Genomic DNA, 23,792 nt, shown 5'->3' on the forward strand with positions numbered 1-23,792 from the left:
CGCATTCAAGTACTGTATCGACGCCACTCACCAAAGCTTTAGGGGTTTTGAAAAAAATCTTTGTCAACCCGCCTGCACCTAATGTGGCGAGGCCGAGATACCAACCAGCCCTACCCTCTTATCGTCCACATTCGGACATTCTTTAACTCGGCAACTGGAAGATCATTCCGGCAACCACGCCTTACGCCAAAGATCGAGATTCGCCCCTTCAAGCATCCATTGGCTAGTCACCGCATCTCGAAGGGCGTCGCCCATGGCCTCACTGGCGTCAAGGTCTGCAAGATGCATCCGTATTGCCTCGACCCAGTCCTTGTAGCGATTTTTGACCCGTGTAACCGGCAAGTCGCCTTCATAACAGCGCAGTTCGCTACATATCACCGGATAGCCGCATGCGCCGTATTCCAGAAGCCTTAGGTTACTTTTGCATTCGTTGAACAAGTTCTGTTCTACCGGGGCAAGAGCCAGGTCTAGATTTAGCCGCGCCAACGCCGCCGGATACTGTGCGATCGGAACACCAGGATGATACTCATGGATATAGGGCCTTAATTTGTCAGGGCACATCCCGAAGAACACCCATTCCACCTCGTCAGAAAGCGCTTTGACTACATCCTCAATCATTTCCAGATCACCCGTGTGACTCGCCCCACCTGCCCACCCCACACGCGGCTTTTTGGCGGTACGCCTGTAGCTGACGGGTAAACTCCCCCTCCACAGTAGCGGATCGAGCGTGTTCTGCCTGACACGTATATCCGAATGGAAGTCGCCAAAAGCTTCGGCGATGGCGTCTGTGGAAACGACAAAACGATTGACAAAAGACAAGCCACGCCGCAAGGATTTGACAATATCCTTGGGCATGTGACTTCTATGCACACTTTTAAGCGGTAGATTCGGCAAATAGTCGTCCAGCTCATAGACTTTGAAGGCCCTGGAAAATGCACGCATCCGCCGCATCGCCTCAAGCCGTTCGTTGCTTATTTGTCGCTGCAGAACCACCACATCCGGATCGTAGCGTTCAAGATCAGTGACATGCATCAGCCCGCGAGAAAGGGCACCATCAATCAAACCAGCTGTCTTCAACGCGCTAAAAGGTTGAATGACCCGATACTGCCCACACCCGGTTTCATCAGCAGGATGCGCCAAGATGACAGGTACCGGACGAAAGACATTCAGAGGTCGCCAGGATATCTGCGGATCAGCCAGCTTGAAGCCGCCCGGCTTGGCTAGCGAGAAGTTGGGGTTATAAGCAGGGTCCCGCGCTAAACGAGGCAACCAGCGAGCGAAAAGCGCATCTTCGACCGCAACTGGCATAGCCTTTTTTTCAGCGCTATGAAGCAAGGTAGCTCTAGGCGTCCAGACCAGCATATGTCCGCTATCAGTAATACGCAGGCAGAGATCGACATCGCTCCCCTGATCAGCAAAGTGCTTGGCATCCATGCCGCCCACGTCAACATATAGCGACTTGCGCACCAACAGGCAGCTGTCAGCCACAGCGCTGATGTTCTGATCTACCTGTAGACGCTGCATGTATCCTGTAGCATCCAGTGACTCACCCAGAAACATGCCGGCAGCGGGGCCTTCCAGTCCGAGCACGAGGCCCGCGTGCGTAACCAGACCTTCCGAATTCACCGTACGCGCACCCACTACGCCGACTTCCGGTCTTTGACCGTGATTCATCAATGCATCCAGCCAATCTGCATCAATCACCGCTACATCTGGGCGCAAGAGCAACAGGTAATCACCGCTGGCGTTCAATGCGGCCTGATTACAGGCTTCGCTGTGACTCAAACGCTCCGGGGAGCGCATTACCTTTATCTGTTCGCTACCCATTTGCTCGACACCCTTCAACCAATCGAGTGTCGGCGACCTCTGGCTCTGATTATCGATCAGTAAAATTTCGTAGTTGGGGTAGTGAGTATTTTCGAGAACACTCATGACACAGCGCTGGGCCATCGCCAAATCGTCGCGCACAACAATCACCACCGAGACCATTGGTTGTTCCGAATGCCCATATTCCACCCTGTACTGGCCAGGACGGACGCTACTCAATTGTGCCTTTGAATAGCCGCGAGCCTGGAGATGCGAGAGTATCGCTGAGCGTTCGTCCGGGCTGTCGCGCAGGGTAGGCGCTGCCGAAATGACGAGAGGTTCGGGGATATGGCCAAGGCCGCTGATACCTTCCTGATTGACCAGACGCAGGATCAGGTCCAGTTCCATGGCCTCGCCCATCTGCTCGTCAAAGCCATCAAGACTGAGTAGGTGTTTGCGATTAAACAGCCAATGCTGCGCAACCCCACGTGGAAAGCTGAGTAGGTAATCAAGATTGAAGTCAGGACGCAGCGCAGCGCCATAGTCATCGTCGTCCTGACGATAAAGTGCGTCGCAGTAGATGCCGCGGCACTGCGGATCGGCCAGGAGTTCCAGCGAAGTCATCTGCAAACCGCTGGCGGTCAATTCGTCGCCTGCGCGCACCAGCATAATCCAGTCACTGTTATCGGCCACGAGCAGCTCGTTGAGTGTAGCGACCCAGTTATCCGGCTGAACCTGAAACCAGGAGCCCAGATGACCTTCCGGCTTGGATGAAGTGCTCAGCACCAGGGGATTGACATTATTGACCGCGACAAAATTCTGTATCGAATCGAGACTGCGGGTCAGCCCCTCAGTGTCACCATCCAGATCAATGATCACCACTCCCAGTTGCGCCGTATGATCCTTCTGTTTCTCCGTATACTCGGCGATCAAACGCTGCTGCACTGGCGTCAGGGTTCTGGCAGCCAGCCAGGTGCGTACGGATGCCGGGGCACCCTTTGCAACGACTCCCAGTCTACGCAACTGCGCGGCGCGTCCCTGGCGAACCTGTTCGCTGCCCAGATCAGAATGGCGACGGTAGATTTCCTGGTAAAGCTCGGCGTAGTTCTTTGCAGCTTGCTCTGATCGCCGTTCAGACGTTTCGTCAGCCACGCGCATCCTGACTTCAACGGTGGTCTGCTGCAGGTGTATGAACTGTGCACGGGAGGCCAGGCGCAGAAGAAAATCCCAGTCCTCCAGCCCTGACAAGGTTTCATCAAAATCACCAGCCGCTATCGCAAGACTTCTTGCGCATGCAAAGGTGTTGACCGGTATGTAATTGTCGACGAACAGCCGTTCCTTCGAGTAGATATCGTGAACATAGCGATCCTCACGAACCAACTCGATACGGGAGTCCTGTTCCAGCTTCTCGGTAACAAACACCGCATTCGCGTAAACGACGGCGTCAGGATAGCTCTTTATCGCAATAGCCAGCGACTGAAGGTGGTCGGGCAGGAAGACGTCATCATCATCAAGGTAAGCAACATAGCGGCCCCTCGCTAACCGCAGCGCCGCATTACGAGCGGCAGCCGGGCCTCTATTCGCGCCCTGGCGCAAGTAGGTCAGGGGAAAATCAAAGCCATCAAGCAACGACTCGACCGGATCACCGTGATCGTTGACCAGAATGACTTCAAAATCCTGCAGGCTCTGCTCGGCCAGGCTACGCAGGGCATCCATCAGCATGGCTGGGCGGTTATAGGTGGTAAGCACGATAGCGAACAGAGGCTGCCCATTAGACTCAGCCAACGCTTCTAGCCGTTCACATAGCTGACTCACTCGCAATCCCAAAGACGAGGACTGTTCACCTGGATACAAAGCGAGGCGCCGGCGAAGATGCGCGGCAACACTGAGTTCATGATCTCGGAGCTTATTCTCCGCCCCGCGCTCGAAGACTCCCTCGACTATGCGTATATGGTCAGCTAGCGGCGCACTGGAAGAATAGAACTCGGTCGAGAGTTGAGCAGAGTGGGCTCGATAGGTGACCCCAGGTTTGCTCAGGAAGATAAAGTCAGGATATTTTTCTGCCACTTGCAACATCGAGAGCCAGTCACCGGCGCCATTGAGCTTTGAATCTCTCCGCCAAACCTGCAAGAAGGGATCACGCTGGATCAGCGTGGCAGACGGGGGGATGTAGCTGTCATGAACCAACAAGTCCGCGACCTCGTTGCGACCTCCCACATAATCCTGATCTTTGTAACCCGGATGCCTGGGCATATTGAGCATATTTCCCTGCTCATTCACCCAGCGGATCGCCGTATATCCAACAACCACTTCAGGATTTTCTAGCATGCGGGGCAGCAGGCTGGACAAGAAACCAGGGTTGTAATAATCGTCAGCCATCAGCAGCGACAGGTAGTGCCCCTGAGCGATCTGGATACCGTTGAGTACGTTATAGCTGGGGCCCACATTGCGTGAGTTGCGGATATAGCGGACACGAGGCTCATCGGCAAACGAGCGCACAGCCTCAGCGGTGTTGTCGGTTGATGCGTTATCGAGCACCAGGATCTCTATGTTTTTATAGCCCTGATCCAATACCGACAAGATGGTTTGCTTCAGGAACCGACCATAGTTGTAGGCCGGAATGATGACACTGAGCAAAGGTCTCGAGTCGCGAACTGTAGCGGCATCACCAGCAATAGCAGCCGTTAGCGCTGTAACCCAGAAATCGCTAGAATAGGGGTAGCTGCTCTTATTCGCAAAAAAAGCATAAAGCTTTTCGCCAGCGGCCTGCACACGCGCGTTACAGTAATCCTGCAGCGAGGTTTGACCATGCCGATCATGTCCCTCGATATAGCTACCTTGCGGGACCCATTCAGGAACCGACCAGTTGCCTAGATGCACCGGCACGCGACCAGTTTCCAGACATTCGCACCATTGCCGCGGGAGTAAGCCTGGCAATTCAGGCTCATCATCACAGGGTAACCATTCATATTTGCTGACCGAGGATGCCGGCAGGGTAAATGCTTGATTCAGGGAAACCAATTGGCCATCGGTGAATGGCTCGCCGAGAGGAAGAAAAACTCGTGAGAACGAAGTCTCGTGTTCGGGGGCCACGCGTGCTTGATTGCCTCGTAGCAGTAGGTAACGACGAACCTGCGAACTCAACCCCGTTAGCAGTTGCCCGGAATGATCGCTCAGCACTAATAACAGGGCATCATGATCAACATTGTCGCCGTGCAAAATCGGCTCAAAGATCAATCCATGGACTCCGGCATAAGCTTTCAGCTGTTGCCAGGGCAGTTGACGCATCAAATCCAGCCAGAGTGCGTCGCTAAGAACGAAAGGCCGCTCCGGGTCGGCACTGCTGACGCCTGCGATCCCTACCCGCCACGGCTTGCCGTGGCAACGACCTCCGGCCATCAAGTCAAACTCCATCATTCCCAACTTCCTTCTTTTGTACCTGGAAAGACATCCCTGCAAGTGACTTCGCCACAAGCCAGATGCCTTCAGCCAATACGTGCCCATACCAGTCAGGCAATTGTTCTATACCGCCAACTTGCTTAAGAGAGCGCATGAAAAGTCAACAGGTCGTGGAACAAACAGCCATGCTCGACCCCTTTTTCCTGTAGGCGCGTCTCGGCATATTCCCGTCCTGCAAACGTCGAGATAAAAACGTATACGCCCTCACGCCGCAGTCCATCCAGAGCATCCGAGCGCACCACCGATACGCCACAGAAGCGATCTGCTTGCAAATATTCATCAATTACTGCGACCAGCTCGCTGCCCGGCCGCAGCTCTCCGATGGCACGACTCAGGCGAACACCGTGGGTATTGGCTCCCCAAAAAGCAAAGCGCAGGGGAACTCGACCAGGAGGCAGCATCTGCTCCAAAGCTTGCGTCATCATATGGTTGTACTGACTAGACTCACGGCTTTCGTAGAACGCGCTGATTTCAGCCCATGGTGCCCAGCGCTCGCGAGCCCGGACAATCTGTCTGGCAGCCGCGCCAAGTATCATCTGCTTGGTTTCCTCCAGATCAGGCACGCTAGGATTCCAGTTGATCTGGGCAAAGGTTTCGTGAGTGTGGATCTTCACATAACGATCCAGCCACGCGAAACGATCACTGATATTGTGAGCAACAACGATTGTAGGAATCCCCATCGCGATACAGGGAGCAGCGCAATGCAGACGGCTGGTCACGACCAGAACGCCCTCGTCCGCATAGCGTTTGCATAATTCACGCGCCAGAGCGTCCAGACGATCAGCTTCCTTCTGGTCGGAGGGAATGCGCTCGTATGGGTATACGTGTGTCAGATGCTCCGCCTTGTCGAGAAGCTCCCGGGGCATGTGCTCCAGCACTTCGTTCGGCACATCTACAAGAAACACCTTGCCCTTTACCGGGGCATGCTCGCGGCGAGGGAAAATGATGGTCAAACATCCCGAAAGGAAGGCAGCAACGCCGCGCGAGCGGAACATCTGCATAACCCGTTCGTCTCGGGTACCTATGGGCTCGTAGCGGCGAAAATGGTCCAAGTCTGCAGGATCATCGACATCGCTGGAGAGCCCAAAGCTGAAGTATACCGGAATGATGTAGGGCGATAGAGGCAATGGACTTTGCGCGTTACCCAAGGTGAAATAGCCACACATCGGCATGAGGATATAGCCGTGGCGCCCGTCATACTCCTGGAATTCATATCGGTTCAGCCGCACAATCTGGTCTGGCGTAATACCCATAAAAGCGTACAAATGCTCGACCGCATGAGTCTGGATATCGTCGCCAAGATTACTCCGGCTTCCGGCCGTAAGGTGGCCAAATGTCATTACATTGGTGATAAGACCGTATTTCATGGCCGTTGGCGCGAGCATGGGACAAACCTCTATCGGGCGGGCAATTCCCACTGGGAAATCACATCTGCGTGCTTTTGTGGATGCATGAAGACGTAGTTTGTCTGCATGGTGTTTTCGGTAACGCGAGGACAGCCCTCTAGCTTGTGATCCTCGGCGAACACCCAGGCTCGATAACCGTATCTCTCCAACAGAGTGAACACGTCGTTGGGGTGGTAACCAAACTCGCGGGACCACTTTCGCAACAGCTCCATCAAGATGATCGGGGTGCTTTCCAAGATCTTCTCGCCGCCCTGCACTACCATCAACTCCGCGCCTTCCACATCGATCTTCAGCAGCGAAGGTACTATGTCGCGGCTGGCGCAAAAGACGTCCAGGGTGGTTGTTCGGCACGTCACATTCTGGATTGAAGTACGTCCTCTGGACTGTCCAGTCATCTTCAGCGAGGTGGCGCCGGACACGTCGGGGGCGAAGAGGAAGTTCAGCTCGTCTTCCTTGTTGAACATACCCATGCAGACCGTCTCGATATTCTCAAGGCCGTTGAGGCGGATATTCTTCTCCAGCACCTCCACCGTGGACGGAATCGGCTCAAAGGCATAGATTCTTGACTTGGGGCAGTTGCGGCCCAGCACCAGAGAGTACCAACCGAGGTTGGCGCCGATGTCGAGAAATACCTCTCCATCACAGAGCACCGATTTAAGGAAACTGGTTTCATCTGTCTCATAGCTACCGAAGTCAAGCAGGGTGTAGGGCGTGGCGTGCAGATCCACGGCATCTATAAACATGGCGATGCCATGAGCGGCAGAGGTCACCACGACCCCTTGTGCGGTAATGCGAATTTCCTGAACATCGGTCCCCGCCAGGAACTGCGGATAGTCGAAGAGTCTGGCGTGCTGATCATTGATGTATTCAGCATACTGAAATTTGTCTATTTCGCCGGCATCGAACTTTACCTTGGCCAAAACCAGGCGATTATTATTGATTTTTTCCATTTCGAGCTTCCATTTAGGACTGAATGAAATAGCGCAGGGTCCGTTCAAACCCCACTTCAGGCGAAATGGTCGGCCGCCAACCCAGGCGTTCCATCTTGCCGAGGCAGAAATGTCCGCCGGTCCGGAACAGCGCTTGCCGTGTCGAACTATGCGGGGGGCACCTCACCTCAAGGCCTGGGGTTGGTGAAAGCCGCGCGATCAGTCTGGCCAGATCGAGGATAGTCGTCTCCTGATCGAGACCGACATTGTAAGCGTTACCTCCCTCTCCCCGCAGTAGCAGGATCAGAAAGGCGGCGGTCGCATCAGCCACATAACAGAACGGCCGACTGCCAGAGCCATCACTGCTGAGCACAATGTCTCGTCCCGCCAGCGCGTCGGCAATGAAATCGGCGAAAGACCTTCCATCGTCCAGCGCGATGCCCGGACCATAGGTGTGGGAGATGCGTGCCATGACAGCCGTCACGCCGTGCTGCCGGTGGTAATCGGCGCAGAGCGTCTCAGCTACTCGTTTGCCCTCGCCGTAGCAGGCGGAGATATCCAAGGGATCCAGGGCGCCATAATCGGTTTCAGTGATGGGGCTATCGCTATCTCCATGGCCGTAGACCGCACCGCTGCTCATGAACAGCAAGCGTGACTGATGCTGGCGCGCCAATTCAAGCAGGTTGAGCACGCCTAGAACGTTAGAGCGGGTAGTGCCTATGGGGTCGGCCAAGTACTGCTTTGGGCTGCCCGCGCCAGCCGCATGGACGATGAAGTCCACGTGATCCATTGCCGGGAGAGGGTCGCAGACGTCCTGAATTATTGGCCGGAACCAGCTTTGCTTGCTCAGGTGCGGGAAGCGCGAGTGTAATTTATCTGAGTTCCGCGCCAAGGCGTGAATTACCACTGGCTGCTCCGGCCAACATTCGCTCAGCGAGGCAAAGAACTCGACTAGGTAGGCCGCCAGAAAGCTGGTGGCGCCAGCAATCAGCACATGACTGCCGGCGAAGCGACGCCAATCCTCAGGCCGTGAGAAGATCAGCGCCAGGTCCTCGGTGATCACGGGGTGACGCTTTGGACTGTCCAGAAGCGGCTCCATGTCAGGTCGACCTCGCCAACACGCCCATTACCTCGCCGCGAGTCCAACCCACGTCTACCGGCAGGTGCAGCACATCCAGCACCGTCAGGCCCAGGCGCTCCAGAAGCCGGCGCATGGCAGTTTCGGTAAAGAAATTAACGTGTTCGTGCCAGTGTCGCTTACGGTGTGCCAGATCCAGATTGCCCGGGTGCTCGCGCATCAGAGCCTCGTGGGGAACTTCCAGATAGAGCAGTGCCCCAGAATCAAGGGCCGGCAGCATCCGCTCCACAAGCTCCAGTGGGAACGACACATGCTCCAACACTTGGCTGCAAGTCACCAGATCGTAGTGATTCTGGCTGATTTGCTCAATGTCGACTTGCTCGGCGCCGGGTACCAGCTCTACACCAGAAATATCATGGATATGCAGTAGGCGTTTACGCTCTCGGAACAAGCTGTTGATGCCGCTATCACCGCCCCAGTCCAGTACGGCAGGGGCCTCGGGCAAGTGTGGCGCTAGCCACGTCTCCACCTCATCCAGATAGGCGGCGCGCTGATGGTAATGCGGCACGACCTTAACGTAGTCCGGCTCGAAACGAATGCGTTGCGCATTGTACTGCGCATCGCGATAGTTGTGGTACAGCGCTGCCATCTGCTCATCGGTAAAGCGGTAGTCAAGGAAAAGGGCGCCACACTCCTGACATTGCAGCGAGTTGCACAGGGTGTAGGCCATCCCTTGACGCAAATCACGCAGCCCCCAGTCTGCGGTGATTTCCACCGGCTCATGACCAAAAACGCGTAGCGCAACGAAGGGCATCAATACTGCCGGAGACTTTTCCAAATTACCGCCACCACAACAGATACAGTGACGAGCAATCAGTTCGCGACTCACCATGTGCTGCGACCCCCGTCGATTACCAGGTTGGCACCATTCATATAAGAGGAGGCGTCCGAGCAGAGGAACGCGATAGCGCCGCGATATTCATCAGCGCCAGCCATGCGGCCAAGGGGTATAAGCTGCGTCAGCTTGGCGACGAACACGTCGTTCTGGCCGGCATAGACACCACCCGGCGACAGCGCATTGCAGCGTATGCCCTGCTCACACCAATAGGTCGCCAGATACTTGGTCAAGCCAATCAGGCCATGCTTGACCACCGAGTAAGTCACCGGCTTGACCGGTTGGTTATCCGGTTCAAGGCCCTCGACACGATAGAGGCGCTGGTCCGGCGCAATAACGCCAAGATCGGAGGCGATATTGATGATCACCCCACTACCCTGCCGCGCCATCTGCGAACCAAATACCTTGGCGCAGTTGAAGGCTCCACCCAGGCCAACATCCAGATCCAGACGCCACTGTTCCCAGGGAAAGTGTTCCAGACGGGAAAAGTCCTGATCACCAGCCTTTTCTACCTTGGGATTACGCGCGGCATTATTGATCAGAATATCCAATCGCCCATGATGTGCCTGCACTTGCTCATCCGCCGAGCGTAGCGCGTCCACGTCCGTGATATCGGCGACCAGCGTCAGCGCCTTGTATCCCGTTTCAGCTTCAAGCCTCGCGGCGTTTTTCATCAGCTCGGCGGCGTTGATATCAAGCAGCACCGGCAAGCCGCCCAGCGCCGCAATGGTGGCTGCATGCTGATAGCCCAGTAAACCTGCGCCGCCGGTAATCAACGCCACCCGGTCATCCAGGCGAAACAGCGTTTCAACGCTGGCCATGGATGTTCACCTCACTCAATTGCACCTCGCACCCTTCGCGCAACGAGCGCCGTGCAGCCAGTGCCATACGCAGACTCTGCACACCTTCGGTGATATCCACCACGGGCTTGGTGCCGTTAGTCAGACAATCGAGAAAATGCCTGGCCTGCGCCAGAAACATGTCATTGCGGTTAAAACCGGCAAAGTCGTTCTGCTCGCAGAGTTCTCCCACCTCATCGTAGACATACAAGCAGTTGGCAATCAGATCCATTTCGGCGCAGCCAGCATCGCCGACGATCTTGAATCTGCGCGACGGTGGACGTTGCACAAAATCCTGATGCAGCATGAGAGGAAAACAACCATTGTCACCCTCGAAACGCATCAAGGATGAAGCAGTGTCTTCCACATCGATTTCCAACCCGCTGAGATGGCCACCATGGCAGACCAGGCTGCGAGGTAGACCGAAATACCAGTAGATCAGATCCATTTCGTGAATCTGCGAGAGGATGACGCCACCGCCCTGATCGGCCCGAGCGGCATACATCTGCCGATAATCCTCATAGCGGTGCCAGTTAGGCAGATACTCTCCGATCTCCGAGCGCACGCTGACAAGCCGCCCAAAGAATCCCTTTTCGAGCAAGGTCTTGAGCCGCTGTAACCCGGGATGAAAACGGAAGTTGTAGCCAACATGGAACAGCAGCTTGCGCTTCTCTACCTCGGCAAGCAGCTGGTCAACATCTGTCAGATCACTGGCCAACGGCTTTTCCATGAACACGGGAACACCGGCACGCACACACTCCAGTGCTACCGGCACGTGTAGCGCGTTGGGATTGCAGATAAAGACCGCCGCTGGCTGTTGCGCCAGCGCCTCAGCCAGCTCATGGTGTACCTGGATGGCGTAATCCTTTTCCAGATCCGCACCTTCATCGATTGTCAGGTTGTCCAGCAACTTGATGCGCTGGCCCCGCACACGATAGGCGTGCACCTCCAGCGCATCACCCAGCAACAGGCGCAGGTTACGCAGATGGCGCTGACCAATCCCCCCCAGTCCACAGAACAGAATCTTCACGTTATATCTCTCTTTTCATCATTCAGGGCGCAACCACGCAACCAGTCAGCCGCGAGATGCGCCATTTCTGAAAGCCAGCGCGGCTCATCCCCAGCCTCGCCACGAGCGACCTGAAGCACAAAATCACCGTGATAGTCGTATTTGAGCAGTTGCTCGCGCAAGCTGCGAAAGTCCGTATCGCCCTGCCCCAGCTCCACCGTGCCGGCGCCCCGTTGACGGTCCTTGATGTGGACACTACCGACCCGCGCACCATAGGCCGCGAACTCCTCCTCGGGTAGGTACCCGAGCGAGGCGCTGTTGCCCGCATCGTAGTTGACGCAAATCAGCGGGTGTTCAAGCTCCGCAAGCAGCTGGCGGAACGCCTCCGGGCCGAGATCGGTTTCCAGGTGCAGTTCCACGCCCTGACGCTCGGCGCTTGGCAGCACTTGCCGCAGCGCCGCAACCACCTGGGCGCGCTCCGCAGCATTGCGGATGCTGGACGCATCCACGAATGGCAACACCACCCGCCCGACCCCCAGCTCGGCACACACGCCGAGCAGCCACTCCAGCCGGTCAATCAAGGCCCCGTGCTCCTCGGGACTGCAACGCAAAAGTGGACGATCCATGAAGTAGTCGGCACAGACGGACACCACAGCAAGACCATGCTGCTCCAGCAGTCCGCCGAGCTCTCGACGTCCGGATTGGGTTTCTATCGGGTTGCTGCCTTCTCCGTAAAGGTCGTAGATCCATTCGATACCCCGCAGCCCGATCTGCGCGGCACGTTCGATTTCCAAACGCCACTGGCTACGCGGGAAGGATTGAAAGCGGCCCTCTTCAGGCTCGCTGAGTCGGCCTTGCATGGTATACAAGCCGCCCTCGGCATAAGCTGCCAGGTAGTCGGTCATATCACTCCTCCACCAGGGGAATCAACATGTTGGCGCGCAGCTCATCGCGCTCCAGAAAGGGGAAAAGGTCTTCCAGAGGACTTGAAACCATGACGCCGTTATGTTCGATTCGCGACGTTATCCGTGGACCAATTGCCTGATCAGGCTCAACCATGACCTCACAGACCACAGGCCCGTCGAGCGCCAGAGCCTGCTCAATGGTAGAGCGCAAATCACCGGTGCCATCTACCTGCATAACCGGCAGACCGAAAGCTGCAGCCAGCGCCGAGATATCTGGCAAGGTCAAGCCAGAGGCCGGATCGCAGCCTATGATCTGTTTGAAATACCCACCCTGAGATGCCCGAATCGAAGCATAACCATTGTTGTTGAGAACAAAATACTTAATCGGCAGCTTCAGGCGCCGGACCACTTCCAGCTCCTGAATATTCATCACAAAGCCGCCATCACCATCAATTGAAACCGTGCGACGCCCGCCGCTGCCCAGGCAGCCGCCGATGGACGCCGGCAGACCATAACCCATGGAGCCCAGCCCCCCAGTGGCCACCGCACGTTGCCCCCGCTTCAGGCGCAGCGCCAGCCAGAAGGTGTCCAGCGCCGCGCCAGAACTACCTGGGATGATCTGGTCTCCCTCGGACATCAACTCAGAGAGCAGCTCGGTAAATACATAGGTATTGACGTAGGCGCCCGCCTGCCGATACTCGGGCAACACCACCGCATAAGCCTCCTTCCAGGCAGCGCAGCGTGCACGCCATGCCTCGCAGTCCAGCGACCCGCCGTCATTGATACTGTGCAATTGCTTAATGAACTCTTTTGCATCACAGACAAAACTCTCATCCGGCATGTCGCCCAGCTTCAGTATCTCTGCCGGATCGATATCAACCACCACTATCTCAGCTGCGCGAGCAAAATGGGCGCGATTGAAGCCGGTGATGGAAAAATCCATCCGACAGCCGATGGCGATCACCAGGTCGGCATTCTGCACTGCAAAGTTCGGTCCGCGAGGTGCCACCGTGCCGCACCGTCCGACGTAAAGCGGATGCCCATGCTCCAGCAGGTCGGCACCAATCCAGGTCGTCAGCGTCGGGATACCCAGATCCTCGATCAACTGGCGCAGCTCAACTTCCGCCCCGGCGGCATGCACGCCATTGCCCACTAACAGTACCGGGCGCTGGGCAGCCCGCAGCCGGCCCATCAGACGCGCCAGTGCGGCCTCCTCGGGCCAAAGCGAGGCTTCTGCCTGTTCCGGCACGAACCCCTCCAGTTCCTGAGGATCTATCTCGGTTGCCTGCACATCCAAAGGCACGTCAATCCAGGCCGGTCCCTTGCGGCCACTGAGCATCAGATGCAGCGCTTTCTCTAATTCATAGCGCACGCGCAACGGATCCAGCAGGCAGACCGCGTATTTGCTCAGCGGCCCAGCGACACTGACAATGTCGAGTTCCTGAGTACCCAGTTGGCGCAGGCCAGTGTTGCCTTTCAGGTCCGCACGTTTGACCTGCCCGGACACGAAGAGCGTCGGGGTCGACTCGAACCACGCCCCGGCCAGCCCCGTCATGGCGTTGGTGGCCCCCGGCCCGGAGGTCACCAGGCATACCCCGAGGCCACCAGACGTACGCGCGTAGCCCTCCGCAGCAATAGCGGCGCCCTGTTCGTGCAACATGCTCACAGGCGTCAGATCAGTCCGGCGATACAGCGCATTGTTCAAATGCATGGCACCACCACCAGGCAGGAAAAAAATGTGGTTAACGCCCTGTCTGGCGATGAAATCAAAGATGTAATCGGCAACACGCATGGAATTGGTACTCATACCGGTAATGGGGCGGGGATACGATCAGCAGGAACCGCGTAGAGAACCAGGTCCCAACCATCACTGACATGGGGGCAAAGACTGTAGCGGTAGCCCTCGTGGTATTCGTGCAGCTGCAGCAGAATGCGCCATAGGTGGTTCTGTTCGTGGTAGACGCTCACCGCGATCAGCGGCTGGAGCTCGGCAATCAGCCGACGGCCACCGGCGAGACATTGAGGTTCGTGGCCTTCGATGTCGATCTTGATGAAAGTAGGGAGCATGCCCTGGGCCGCAAGGTGGTCCAAAGTAGTCATGGGCACCCGCTCGTCACCCATACCAACCCTGGACGAGGGGCCGTTAGTCGCTTCAATCAGCACTCCGCCAACGTTGTCGCCGACCGCCAGGCGGTGGACATACAGGTCGGGGCGCGCCAGTCGCTTCAGGCAAGTCTGCAGCTCGGCGAAGTTACGTGCCACTGGCTCGAAGCAATGATACTCGCGGTAGCCGCGACCGCTGGCCAGATAGCCCTCCATTGTATCGCCGTTGAAGGCGCCCAGGTCGAACACTACCTCCTCGGCGAAATCGGTACTGAACCGGGCGTCAAAGTAAATCTGCAGCGGCGAAGAGACCGGCAGCAGATCGTGATCCAGATGCAGCCGCCACTCGACATGGTCAACGAACAGCCGACGCGAAGTCTCATCTCCCAGCAGAGCGAAGGCGCGGCGGATAGCATCAGCCTCCGGCACCACGTACTCTGGCAAATCCATACAATAGTGTGGCAAGAAATCCTGCGGATACCGCCAAGCCAGGTGCCCAAACAGTGCGATGCGTTTAAACCCCAACTCACGCAGCGGTTTAAGTCGATCTTCCATGCAATCGTGGATATGGCCACTCCAGATGGTACATATCACTGCTGGCAGCTCGCCGCTCCATTGATCGACTAACTGCGCGGGGCTATACACCGGCACCGATTCGATATAGGTCCCCCACAGTGCCGGATTGTTATCCATGAGGGCGCAAGGGGCCAAGCCCTTTTCCTTCAGAACCATCAGAGCCTTGCGACCAAGGTGGCTGGCTCCAAACAGTGCGAAGGGACGGTCGAGGCCTCCTATCAGGCGCTCCAGAGTAGTGGCCTGGCGCTCGCGGATGGACTCCAACGGCTCGCATAGCAACGACTCCAAACGCTGGGTGAGATCGTCGGTATTCATAGATGGAGCCTCATAATGATTGCAAGTAGACCAGGGCCGCCCAGAAACCCGCACCGTGGTCCTTGTGGCCCTGCCAGACTTCGGGAATGAAGCTGGCATCTGCCTCCCTGATCTGCGCCCAGGTCGCCGGCCAGTCGACATCTCCAGTACCCATCAACACACCCTCGCCATTGGTGCCCTTGGCATCCGCCACGTGCAGATGCGCGGACAACGGCAGCAGGCGCCGCAACGCGGCCTGAAAATCCAGCTCAAAGTGAAAGCAGGTCATCTGCAGATGGGACAGGTCCAGACACAGGCGCAAACCAAGGGCCTCTGCCTTCTGCGCCAGTTCGTCCGGCATCATGAAGATATTCTGATGCCGCTGTCCGCCGAAGTGCCACGGGAACGGCGCCATGTTCTGTGGGATCAGTTCAGTGGGGCCAAAATCAATTTGCGCGCAGGACTCGCTGAAACGCTGGTACAGCATCTCGCGCCGCGCGACGGGAAGAGGAGCGTCGGCGGAGAAACCACCCACATTGGCCACGATCAATTGCGCGTCAGCCTGAGGAAAGAAGGCGGCAATACGTTGCGTCGCATCGACAACACGTTGCAGGTTGGCGATTGAACGCTGGCGGTACGCTTCGTCATCTGCCACCAGGTCAAGCAGCTCACTGTTCTCGAACAGCTCAGGCGCATGCACGACCAGACGGCTGCATGCCACCGGCTTGAGATAGGGCTCGGGGTCAACCGACAAATCACGATAGGACAGATGAAACTCGTATAGATCCGGTGCTATGCGCGAATGATACTGCAGAAAATCATGGTAGCGCACAGGAACGCCCCAACGAACCGGCAAATCAAATTTCAAGGTCTTCTGCTCGGCGCCGTCAATATCGCTTTCAAACAGAAAATCTCCCTGCTCAATGTCACGACAGGCGCTCCGGCCAAGCAGGTCTGCCAGGCGATAAGGTGCCAGGCCCTGACCGGGACTCGCGACGCGCAGCTTGTCCTGGGTGAATACATCGCCAGATTTGATCGCAGTCACGGCAATCACGCTCTTGCCAAGGTTTTCGCGATTCAGCAGCTCGCCCTGACTGACCTGGCGCCGCATGCCCGGGCAGGGCAATGCCTTTTCCAACTGACGCACACCCTCCACCAGCTGTCTGAATTCTGCAGGCTCAAGGCTGGCCAGGTGGTCCGGACCTTCCATACCGCGATCGAGCGTGATGTGTCGCTCGATCAGCTTGGCACCCAGCGCCACTGCGGCTAGCGAAATGGCGATACCCCGCTCATGGCCGGAGTAGCCGATCAAGCCGTGCAGTTCACGCATGCGCCCGATGTAGTTGAGCTGGATATCGGTTTCCGGGGCTGGATAGGCACTGTTGCAGTGCAACAATGCGAAGGGAACATCCAGCTCACTCAACTGAGCGATAGCAGCAACGACCTCATGCTCGAATGACATACCCGTGGAGAGAATCATGGGCTTGCCCAGGGAGGCTGCCTTGGCGATCAGATAGGGGTTGCAAAGGTCTGCCGAGGCCAGCTTGACGGCCGGGAGATCAAAGTCGGCAAGCGCGTCGACGCTGGACTCATCCCAGGGTGTGCAGAGATAAAGCATGTCCTTGCTGGCGCAATAGTCGCGCAGATCACGATGCTCCGCCAGCGTCAGTTCTACCTTGTCCAGCAGATCCTGGATGTACTCCACACCCAGGTCCTCAGCCCGGGAGCCATCTGCCTTGCTACGATACAGCGCGGCCCGGTCACGCAGCTGGAACTTGACGCAGTCGGCACCTACGGCAATGGCGGCGTCGACCAGCTCTTTGGCCAGCGGCAGCGAGCCGTTGTGATTATTACCCACCTCGGCAATCACGAAGACCTGGTCGCCGCCGACAGTGAAGCCACCGACATCCATCACTGCGGGAGTCATTGTATTTTCGTTCGCCATGAAGTCACGCCACTCGATTCAAATCGGAAATTGGTTGTCGCACAGCCCAGTTCATTCACCGCACGGACCACCGCCTGTCGATGCTGAGGCTGCACATAAAACAGGAAGAAACCGCCGGCTCCGGCGCCAAGCAACTTGCCACCAAGCGCACCTGCCGCTTGAGCGATGGCATAGATTTCATCCAGTTTGGCGTCGCTCACTGCAGACGAAAACTGCTTCTTCAGCATCCAGGCCTCGTGCAGACACAAACCGAAGTCGTGGAGTTCACAGCGTATCAGGTGCCGATGCATGCGCCGGCAGAGCGTCACACTTTCGCGCAGCAGATCAGTTTGCGACAACTCCGCTTCCATCTCTTGGCGCTGCCTTTCGTGCAGTTGCCCCGAATTATGAACAAGGCCGGTGTCGCAGAGCACCAGGCAAGCTTCCAGCTCGAAACGGGCCGCGTCTTCGAGGCGAATCGGGTGTACCAGATTGCGCTTATTTTCGAACTCAATAAGATTAAAACCGCCGAAAGCTGACGCATACTGGTCCTGCCAACCCCCAGCAATGCCGAAGCACAAACGTTCAGCCTGAAACGCCAGCTCGGCAATTTCATAGGTATTCCAGCGATCCTGCCGCAGCTCGTTGAAAGCGGCAATGATTGCCGTGGTGGCTGCAGATGAGCCGCCCAACCCAGATCCCACCGGAAAATCCGAGCGCAGATAGAGATCAAAGCCGTAAGCAGGGCGAATCACCGAAACGATGGTGCCGAGCAGGCTCTTGTTTTCGCTCACTAGCAACTGGGCCAAGCTATCGTAGTGTTCTTCACATCCCAGATCTTCGGAAAAGATATGCACGCTGGCGTCATCCCGTGGGACCAGGGTGGCGTGCGCATACAGACCCACCGTACAACTCAGTACGGCTGCAGGATGATCAACAAAGAAATAGGTCAAATCCGCCCCACCACCACAAAAGCTCATGCGCACCGGTGCGCGGGCGCGCGCCAGTACAGGCACTTCAGGGCTCGCCGTCATCTGGCGGGTGTAGATTTCTTGTAGACGACCTTGCGCATCCAGCCCAGGCAGAGCATTGAAGCCGAGGTCGAAGGTTTTCAGTAACTGTTCGCGCGTCGCCCCGACCTCAACTGCACGGAAGTTGCTGTTCATGCAGGCAACCACCGGCAGCTTGGTATCGCCGCCCTGCAACAAATAGCGCCGCACGTCGCCGTTGGTCACCACCCCCACCAACCGCTGGTCCGACTCGACGACGAAAGCGATCTGCAAATCACCCGATTCGATGCACTTGACCGCATCGAGGATAGATTGCTCGGACCCTACCGTGAGCGTTTCCAATAGGCGGCTCATCGCGACGGACTCCATTGCTCTGATTGTGTGAAGGCAGCCAGAGAGGATGGCGTGCCGATATCGACAAAGGGGCCGTCGTAGTGAACGGCGAACAACTGCTCGCGTTCGATCAGCCCGGGCAGGATATCCAGTTCCATCGAGCAGGCACGCGGGTGCTCCGCAGCCAGCGCGTCAGCAGTAAAACAGTAGACACCGGCATTGACCGGCCCAGCGCCTGCGCTGCCCTTCTCGCACAAGGCAAGGACCAGCCCGTCGTCATTGATACACAGGCTACCGTAACGCGTACGCTCCGCAACATCGGCGGCCAGAATCAAATTACGCTTGCCATCAGCAAGCAAGGAAAAGGCCTCGCTGCTCAGGTAGGTATCGGCATTGAGGACTAGATAAGGCTCATCAACCGGCCAGTACTGCAGCGCATGCAGCAAAGCTCCCCCGGTACCCAGCGGTGATTCCTCCACCACCAAGTGCAGGCGCAATTCGGCTCGCTTGGCCAGGGACTCAAGCAGGCTTTGCAACTGATCTGCCCGATGTCCGGCACAGAGCACCACTTCCTCAATCCCGGCCGCCCTGAGCTCCTTCAATACCAGTAGCAGAAAGGGCTCGCCCTGAACATCTACCACCGCTTTCTGTCCACCCTTTGTCACAGACTGCAAACGCGTGCCCAGGCCACCACACAGCACATAGGCGCGCATCAGATGATCCTCGCGAAAAAGGTTTCTATGCTGCTGGCAATGTGCTCCAGATGCTCCTCGCTGAGACCAGGCCAGACGCCTACCCAAAAGGTGTCGCGCATAACCTTCTCGGTTACCGGAAGCGATCCGGCCACACGAAAATTGCGACCCTGCATGTAAGGCTGACGGACCAGGTTACCGGCGAACAGCAAGCGAGTTCCGACGCCCTGGGCATCAAGAAAACGGAGCAGGTCGACACGCTGATGGCGCTCCCCATCACGCAACGTGAGCGGAAAGCCGAACCAGGACGGATCACTGTTGGGCGTCGCCTCGGGCAGAATCAGATAGTCGCTGCTGGCGCTCAGTCGCTCATGTAGCCAAGCGAAATTGCGCTTGCGCGCCGTGATGAAATCATCCACCTGGTCCATTTGCGCCAAAGCGCAGGCCGCCTGCATATCCGTGATCTTCAGGTTGTAGCCCAGATGTGCGTAGGTGTATTTGTGGTCATAGCCTTCGGGCAATCCGCCCAGTTGCCAGCCGAAGCGCTTCCCGCAGGTATTGTCTTCTCCAGGCGGACAGTAGCAGTCGCGTCCCCAGTCGCGGAAGGACTCCATGATACGTTTGAGCAACGGCTTATCGGTAAAGACGGCACCTCCCTCTCCCATGGTGATGTGGTGCGCCGGATAAAAGCTCAAGGTGCCAATGTCTCCGAAGGAGCCCACCATTCGGCCATTATAGGTGGCGCCCAGGGCATCGCAACAATCCTCGACCAGCCACAGCCGGTACTTGTCACACAACGCCCGGACCACGCCAAGGTCAAAGGGATTGCCCAAGGTATGAGCCAGCATTATCGCCTTGGTACGCGGCGATATGGCCGCCTCGATCAGTGCCGGATCAATATTGCAGGTCACCAGATCAACATCCACAAAGACCGGCACCGCACCGCACTGAATAATCGGATTTACCGTAGTTGGAAAGCCCGCAGCAACGGCGATAACCTCATCACCGGGAACAATCGCCCTCTCGCCCAGGCGCGGTGAAGTCAATGCCGAAAACGCCAGCAGGTTGGCCGACGAGCCAGAGTTGGTGGTCAACACGCTGCGTCGTCCGAGGTATTTGGCCAGACGTTTCTCAAAGGCGTCATTAAAACGCCCGGTGGTCAGCCAGCCATCCAGCACAGCCTCAGTCATCATCTGTAGCTCGCCAGCACCGATCACCTTCCCCGAGGGCGGCACCAGCGAGCTGCCGGGAATAAACGGTGTGGGCGCCAGGCTGAGCTCGGCATACTCCTTCACTTTTATCGCTATTTCTTCACGCAATTGCTGCTTGCGGGCATCACTCATACTGACTCGCCTTGATGGAGGGCTATCTGTTGAAGGCAGAGCGCCTGCAAGTCATCACCCTTGCGCCAGGCGCTGTGCCAGTCGAGCGTTCGCTGCAGTGCCATGTCGAGAGTCCAGTGCGGGCGCCAGGCCAGCTGACTACGGGCACGGGACGAGTCCAGCGCAAGCACTCCGGCTTCATGCGGTTGACTGGCCTCGACGCATCGCCAACGTGCTTGATCGTACGTCCAGAGCGCTGCCATTCGAGCCACCACCGACTCCACGCTGACAACACTGTCATTGTCCGGTCCGAAGTTCCAGGCGCTGGGACCGCTCGTCCCCACAGCCAGCAAATACTCCGCCAGCTTCAAATAACCGCTCAGGGGCTCCAGCACATGTTGCCACGGACGGGTGGCCCCGGGGTAGCGCAAGGTCAGTTCCTCACCCGCGTCCCAGGCACGCAGCACATCTGGCAGCAGCCGTTCCGCACCCCAGTCGCCTCCGCCTATTACGTTGCCCGCGCGGGCTGTTGCCAGTGCCACTCCCGCTGGAGTAAAAAACGCATCGCGGTAGCTCGCACATACCAGTTCTGCGCAGGCTTTGGAGTTGCTATAGGGGTCGAATCCGCCAAGTCGATCGGTCTCGCGGTAGGGCCATTGCCATTCCTGATTCTCGTAGCACTTGTCTGTGGTTACCACGACGATGGCCTTGACCGACTCGGTTTGGCGCAATGCTTCCAGCAGATGCACTGTGCCCATGACATTGGTCGAATAGGTTTCTACCGGATCACGGTAGGAGGCACGTACCAGCGGTTGCGCCGCCAGGTGGAAGACAATCTCCGGCGCAAACGCCAGCACCTTGTCGGTCAGCGCTGATTGATCGCGTATGTCGGTAAAACTGCCATCCACACAACTTGCAAGACCTGCGGTGCTCCACAGTGAGGGTTCGTTTTCAGGAGCCAGGGCAATACCGTATACCTCGGCGCCGAGGCTCCGCAGCCAGATGGCCAGCCAACTGCCCTTGAAACCCGTATGACCAGTCAACAGCACCCGCCGATCAGTCCAGAAATCAGTGTTCACTCCCATAAGCGCCACTCCGCGTTGCCACTGGCCCAGCGCTCTTCCAGAAAATTGCGGTCACGCAGCGTATCCATGGGCTGCCAGAAGCCCCGATGAAAATGGCACATCAGCTCACCATCGCTGGCCAGCTGGCGCATGGGCTCGAACTCCCAGGTTGTGCTGTCATCAGCGATATAGTCGAGTGCCGCTGGTTCCAGCACAAAAAAGCCGCCATTGATCCAGCCGCCATCACCGAGCGGCTTTTCCTGAAAGCCATTGACCTGGTTACCCTTAATATCCAGAGCACCGAAACGGCCCGGGGGCTGCACAGCAGTAACAGTCGCAAGTTTGCCGTGCCTACGATGAAATGCGATTAGCTCAGGAATATTGATGTTGGATACACCGTCCCCGTAGGTAAAGCAGAAGCTCTCGTCACCCAGGTAGTCACGCACTCGCTTGAGACGCCCGCCCGTGCTGGACATCTCACCGGTATCAACCAATGTCACACGCCAGGGTTCTGCATGCCGCTGGTGAATGTGCATGCGATTCTCCGACATGTCGAAGGTCACATCCGACATATGCAGGAAGTAGTTGGCAAAATACTCCTTGATGACATATCCCTTGTAACCCAGGCAGATCACGAAGTCGGTAATCCCGTAATGCTGGTAGATTTTCATGATGTGCCAGATTATCGGCTTGCCACCCACCTCAATCATGGGCTTGGGCTTGAGATGCGACTCCTCGCTGATTCTGGTACCGAGACCACCAGCCAGAATGACTGCCTTCATTGTTCAATCCTTATTCTGAGGCTACTGATCGCCAACATCTTGGCATATTGTTGACTAAGAGGACGTTACCCGAGTCTGAGCAAGAATCTTGCCAATCGAAATCATTTTGCTATCAGCGCCTCTGTCTGACAACACGGGGCGCAAACGAGCCCCGGTCAATCAGGCGCAAATAGATCCATTTGCCCTCACCACAGCCCTGTATCAAACTATCGCCAATATCGGCGAACCCCCTTCGGATGGGTGCCGAATGCGAGGAGCAAGCATGGGTTTGAGATTCCTAATCACCGGCGGCGCCGGCTTCATAGGCTCCGCCGTGATCCGCCACCTTCTGGCGAACACTGTGCAGGTCGTCGCCAACGTCGACAAGCTTACCTACGCTGGCAACCTCGACTCACTCGCCGAGTTTGCGGGCAGTGACCGCTACAACTTCCATCAATTGGACATATGCGACCAGGCGGCAATGTCGAAGCTCATGTCCGCATTCCAACCAGATGTGGTGATGCACCTGGCGGCTGAGTCGCACGTAGACAGGTCGATTGATGGCCCATCCGATTTCATCCAGACAAATATCGTCGGCACCTACAGTCTGCTTGAGGCTGCCCGAGCCTACTGGCAAACGCTGGACAGGTCTCGCCAGACATCCTTCCGCTTCCACCACGTCTCGACTGATGAAGTGTACGGCGATCTGCATGGCGTCGAAGCGCTGTTTACAGAAGAAACGCCCTATGCGCCCAGCTCACCCTACTCGGCGACCAAGGCGAGCTCAGACCATCTGGTTCGAGCCTGGCAGCGCACTTACGGGTTACCTGTTGTTATCACCAACTGTTCGAACAACTACGGACCCTACCACTTCCCCGAGAAACTGATTCCCCACATGATCCTCAACGCGATCCAGGGCAAGCCGCTGCCGGTGTACGGCGATGGCGGGCAGATTCGGGACTGGCTCTATGTAGAGGACCACGCTCGCGCACTGGTGGAGGTGGCGACACGTGGCCGGGTGGGAGAAACTTACAACATCGGCGGGCACAACGAGAAACGCAATCTGGAAGTGGTCGAGACGCTGTGCACGCTGCTCGACGAACTGGCCGCAGATGAGAGACCCGCGACCCTGGAAAGCTATAAAGAGCTGATCACCTTTGTGAAGGACCGCCCAGGGCACGATCAGCGCTATGCGATAGATGCGTCAAAGATCCAGCGCGAGCTCGGCTGGGTTCCGCGCGAAACGTTTGATTCCGGGATCCGCAAGACCGTAGAGTGGTATCTGATCAATCGTGCCTGGTGGCAGCGCGTACTCAGTGGTGACTATCAGCTCGCCCGTCTGGGGGCAGCAGAATATGCTACCGCCACAGTGGAAAAGGATTAACCA

17 protein-coding genes are annotated in these 23,792 nt (G+C 57.1%); 1 reads left to right on the top strand and 16 read right to left on the bottom strand.

Translation table 11 applies throughout. The annotated features are described in order from the left end of the window. Nucleotides 1-162: 162 nt before the first annotated feature. The 16 genes from IEV54_RS08940 to rfbF form a co-directional block, all read right to left on the bottom strand. Nucleotides 163-5,223: a glycosyltransferase gene (locus IEV54_RS08940; RefSeq protein WP_223825496.1), complete on the bottom strand. Its 5,061-nt coding sequence runs from the start codon at nt 5,221-5,223 to the stop codon at nt 163-165. A 122-nt stretch (nt 5,224-5,345) separates the two neighbouring features. After that, nucleotides 5,346-6,650, bottom strand: a complete 1,305-nt coding sequence (locus IEV54_RS08945; RefSeq protein WP_150278431.1) for a polysaccharide pyruvyl transferase family protein — start codon at nt 6,648-6,650, stop codon at nt 5,346-5,348. Nucleotides 6,651-6,661: 11 nt separating this feature from the next. Further along, nucleotides 6,662-7,621, bottom strand: coding sequence for an FkbM family methyltransferase (locus IEV54_RS08950; protein WP_150278430.1), 960 nt, complete (start codon nt 7,619-7,621; stop codon nt 6,662-6,664). A 13-nt stretch (nt 7,622-7,634) separates the two neighbouring features. Further along, complete coding sequence (locus IEV54_RS08955; RefSeq protein WP_150278429.1) at nt 7,635-8,699, bottom strand: NAD-dependent epimerase/dehydratase family protein; 1,065 nt, start codon at nt 8,697-8,699, stop codon at nt 7,635-7,637. Between the two features lies 1 nt (nt 8,700). Continuing rightward, on the bottom strand, nt 8,701-9,570 hold the full coding sequence (locus IEV54_RS08960; protein ID WP_150278428.1) for a class I SAM-dependent methyltransferase: 870 nt from the start codon (nt 9,568-9,570) through the stop codon (nt 8,701-8,703). Next, complete coding sequence (locus tag IEV54_RS08965) at nt 9,564-10,394, bottom strand: SDR family oxidoreductase (RefSeq protein WP_150278427.1); 831 nt, start codon at nt 10,392-10,394, stop codon at nt 9,564-9,566. The genes IEV54_RS08960 and IEV54_RS08965 overlap by 7 nt, the downstream gene beginning before the upstream one ends. Further along, a complete protein-coding gene (locus IEV54_RS08970) occupies nt 10,381-11,442 on the bottom strand; it encodes a Gfo/Idh/MocA family protein (RefSeq protein ID WP_150278426.1) in 1,062 nt (353 codons plus the stop codon). The genes IEV54_RS08965 and IEV54_RS08970 overlap by 14 nt, the downstream gene beginning before the upstream one ends. Beyond that, entirely contained in the window at nt 11,439-12,326 is an 888-nt protein-coding gene (locus IEV54_RS08975; protein ID WP_150278425.1) for a sugar phosphate isomerase/epimerase family protein, read from the bottom strand. Before IEV54_RS08975 ends, IEV54_RS08970 begins: the two co-directional genes overlap by 4 nt. Nucleotide 12,327: 1 nt before the next feature. Then, nucleotides 12,328-14,133 carry a thiamine pyrophosphate-binding protein gene (locus IEV54_RS08980; protein WP_223825495.1) on the bottom strand — a complete coding sequence of 602 codons (1,806 nt, stop codon included), beginning with the start codon at nt 14,131-14,133 and terminating at the stop codon, nt 12,328-12,330. Then, a complete protein-coding gene (locus IEV54_RS08985; RefSeq protein ID WP_188434395.1) occupies nt 14,130-15,320 on the bottom strand; it encodes an FkbM family methyltransferase in 1,191 nt (396 codons plus the stop codon). The genes IEV54_RS08980 and IEV54_RS08985 overlap by 4 nt, the downstream gene beginning before the upstream one ends. A 10-nt stretch (nt 15,321-15,330) precedes the next feature. After that, nucleotides 15,331-17,244: an N-acetylneuraminate synthase family protein gene (locus tag IEV54_RS08990; protein WP_223825494.1), complete on the bottom strand. Its 1,914-nt coding sequence runs from the start codon at nt 17,242-17,244 to the stop codon at nt 15,331-15,333. Continuing rightward, nucleotides 17,223-18,575, bottom strand: coding sequence for a GHMP family kinase ATP-binding protein (locus tag IEV54_RS08995; RefSeq protein WP_223825493.1), 1,353 nt, complete (start codon nt 18,573-18,575; stop codon nt 17,223-17,225). The genes IEV54_RS08990 and IEV54_RS08995 overlap by 22 nt, the downstream gene beginning before the upstream one ends. A gap of 8 nt (nt 18,576-18,583) precedes the next feature. After that, nucleotides 18,584-19,279, bottom strand: a complete 696-nt coding sequence (locus IEV54_RS09000; protein ID WP_150278423.1) for a sugar phosphate nucleotidyltransferase — start codon at nt 19,277-19,279, stop codon at nt 18,584-18,586. After that, nucleotides 19,279-20,601 carry a lipopolysaccharide biosynthesis protein RfbH gene (gene rfbH, locus IEV54_RS09005; RefSeq protein WP_150278422.1) on the bottom strand — a complete coding sequence of 441 codons (1,323 nt, stop codon included), beginning with the start codon at nt 20,599-20,601 and terminating at the stop codon, nt 19,279-19,281. Before rfbH ends, IEV54_RS09000 begins: the two co-directional genes overlap by 1 nt. Further along, on the bottom strand, nt 20,598-21,665 hold the full coding sequence (gene rfbG / locus IEV54_RS09010) for a CDP-glucose 4,6-dehydratase (RefSeq protein WP_150278421.1): 1,068 nt from the start codon (nt 21,663-21,665) through the stop codon (nt 20,598-20,600). The genes rfbH and rfbG overlap by 4 nt, the downstream gene beginning before the upstream one ends. Continuing rightward, nucleotides 21,656-22,426: a glucose-1-phosphate cytidylyltransferase gene (rfbF, locus tag IEV54_RS09015; protein ID WP_150278420.1), complete on the bottom strand. Its 771-nt coding sequence runs from the start codon at nt 22,424-22,426 to the stop codon at nt 21,656-21,658. Before rfbF ends, rfbG begins: the two co-directional genes overlap by 10 nt. A 262-nt stretch (nt 22,427-22,688) precedes the next feature. Between rfbF and rfbB the strand changes: the two genes are divergently transcribed. Beyond that, nucleotides 22,689-23,789: a dTDP-glucose 4,6-dehydratase gene (rfbB, locus tag IEV54_RS09020; RefSeq protein WP_150278419.1), complete on the top strand. Its 1,101-nt coding sequence runs from the start codon at nt 22,689-22,691 to the stop codon at nt 23,787-23,789. The last annotated feature ends 3 nt before the right edge of the window (nt 23,790-23,792 follow it).

This window comes from Halopseudomonas salina (assembly GCF_014637955.1).
In the GTDB taxonomy this organism is placed as follows: domain Bacteria; phylum Pseudomonadota; class Gammaproteobacteria; order Pseudomonadales; family Pseudomonadaceae; genus Halopseudomonas; species Halopseudomonas salina.

Bases quoted from the DNA above. Each gene is read 5' to 3' on its own strand.
- IEV54_RS08980 (WP_223825495.1), bottom strand. From the start codon at position 14,133: ATGAGTACCAATTCCATGCGTGTTGCCGATTACATCTTTGATTTCATC.
- rfbH (WP_150278422.1), bottom strand. From the start codon at position 20,601: ATGAGTGATGCCCGCAAGCAGCAATTGCGTGAAGAAATAGCGATAAAA.
- IEV54_RS08985 (WP_188434395.1), bottom strand. From the start codon at position 15,320: ATGAATACCGACGATCTCACCCAGCGTTTGGAGTCGTTGCTATGCGAG.
- IEV54_RS08940 (WP_223825496.1), bottom strand. From the start codon at position 5,223: ATGATGGAGTTTGACTTGATGGCCGGAGGTCGTTGCCACGGCAAGCCG.
- IEV54_RS08945 (WP_150278431.1), bottom strand. From the start codon at position 6,650: ATGCTCGCGCCAACGGCCATGAAATACGGTCTTATCACCAATGTAATG.
- rfbF (WP_150278420.1), bottom strand. From the start codon at position 22,426: ATGAAGGCAGTCATTCTGGCTGGTGGTCTCGGTACCAGAATCAGCGAG.
- IEV54_RS08955 (WP_150278429.1), bottom strand. From the start codon at position 8,699: ATGGAGCCGCTTCTGGACAGTCCAAAGCGTCACCCCGTGATCACCGAG.
- rfbB (WP_150278419.1), top strand. From the start codon at position 22,689: ATGGGTTTGAGATTCCTAATCACCGGCGGCGCCGGCTTCATAGGCTCC.
- IEV54_RS08960 (WP_150278428.1), bottom strand. From the start codon at position 9,570: ATGGTGAGTCGCGAACTGATTGCTCGTCACTGTATCTGTTGTGGTGGC.
- IEV54_RS09000 (WP_150278423.1), bottom strand. From the start codon at position 19,279: ATGCGCGCCTATGTGCTGTGTGGTGGCCTGGGCACGCGTTTGCAGTCT.
- IEV54_RS08965 (WP_150278427.1), bottom strand. From the start codon at position 10,394: ATGGCCAGCGTTGAAACGCTGTTTCGCCTGGATGACCGGGTGGCGTTG.
- IEV54_RS08975 (WP_150278425.1), bottom strand. From the start codon at position 12,326: ATGACCGACTACCTGGCAGCTTATGCCGAGGGCGGCTTGTATACCATG.
- IEV54_RS08990 (WP_223825494.1), bottom strand. From the start codon at position 17,244: ATGGCGAACGAAAATACAATGACTCCCGCAGTGATGGATGTCGGTGGC.
- IEV54_RS08950 (WP_150278430.1), bottom strand. From the start codon at position 7,621: ATGGAAAAAATCAATAATAATCGCCTGGTTTTGGCCAAGGTAAAGTTC.
- rfbG (WP_150278421.1), bottom strand. From the start codon at position 21,665: ATGGGAGTGAACACTGATTTCTGGACTGATCGGCGGGTGCTGTTGACT.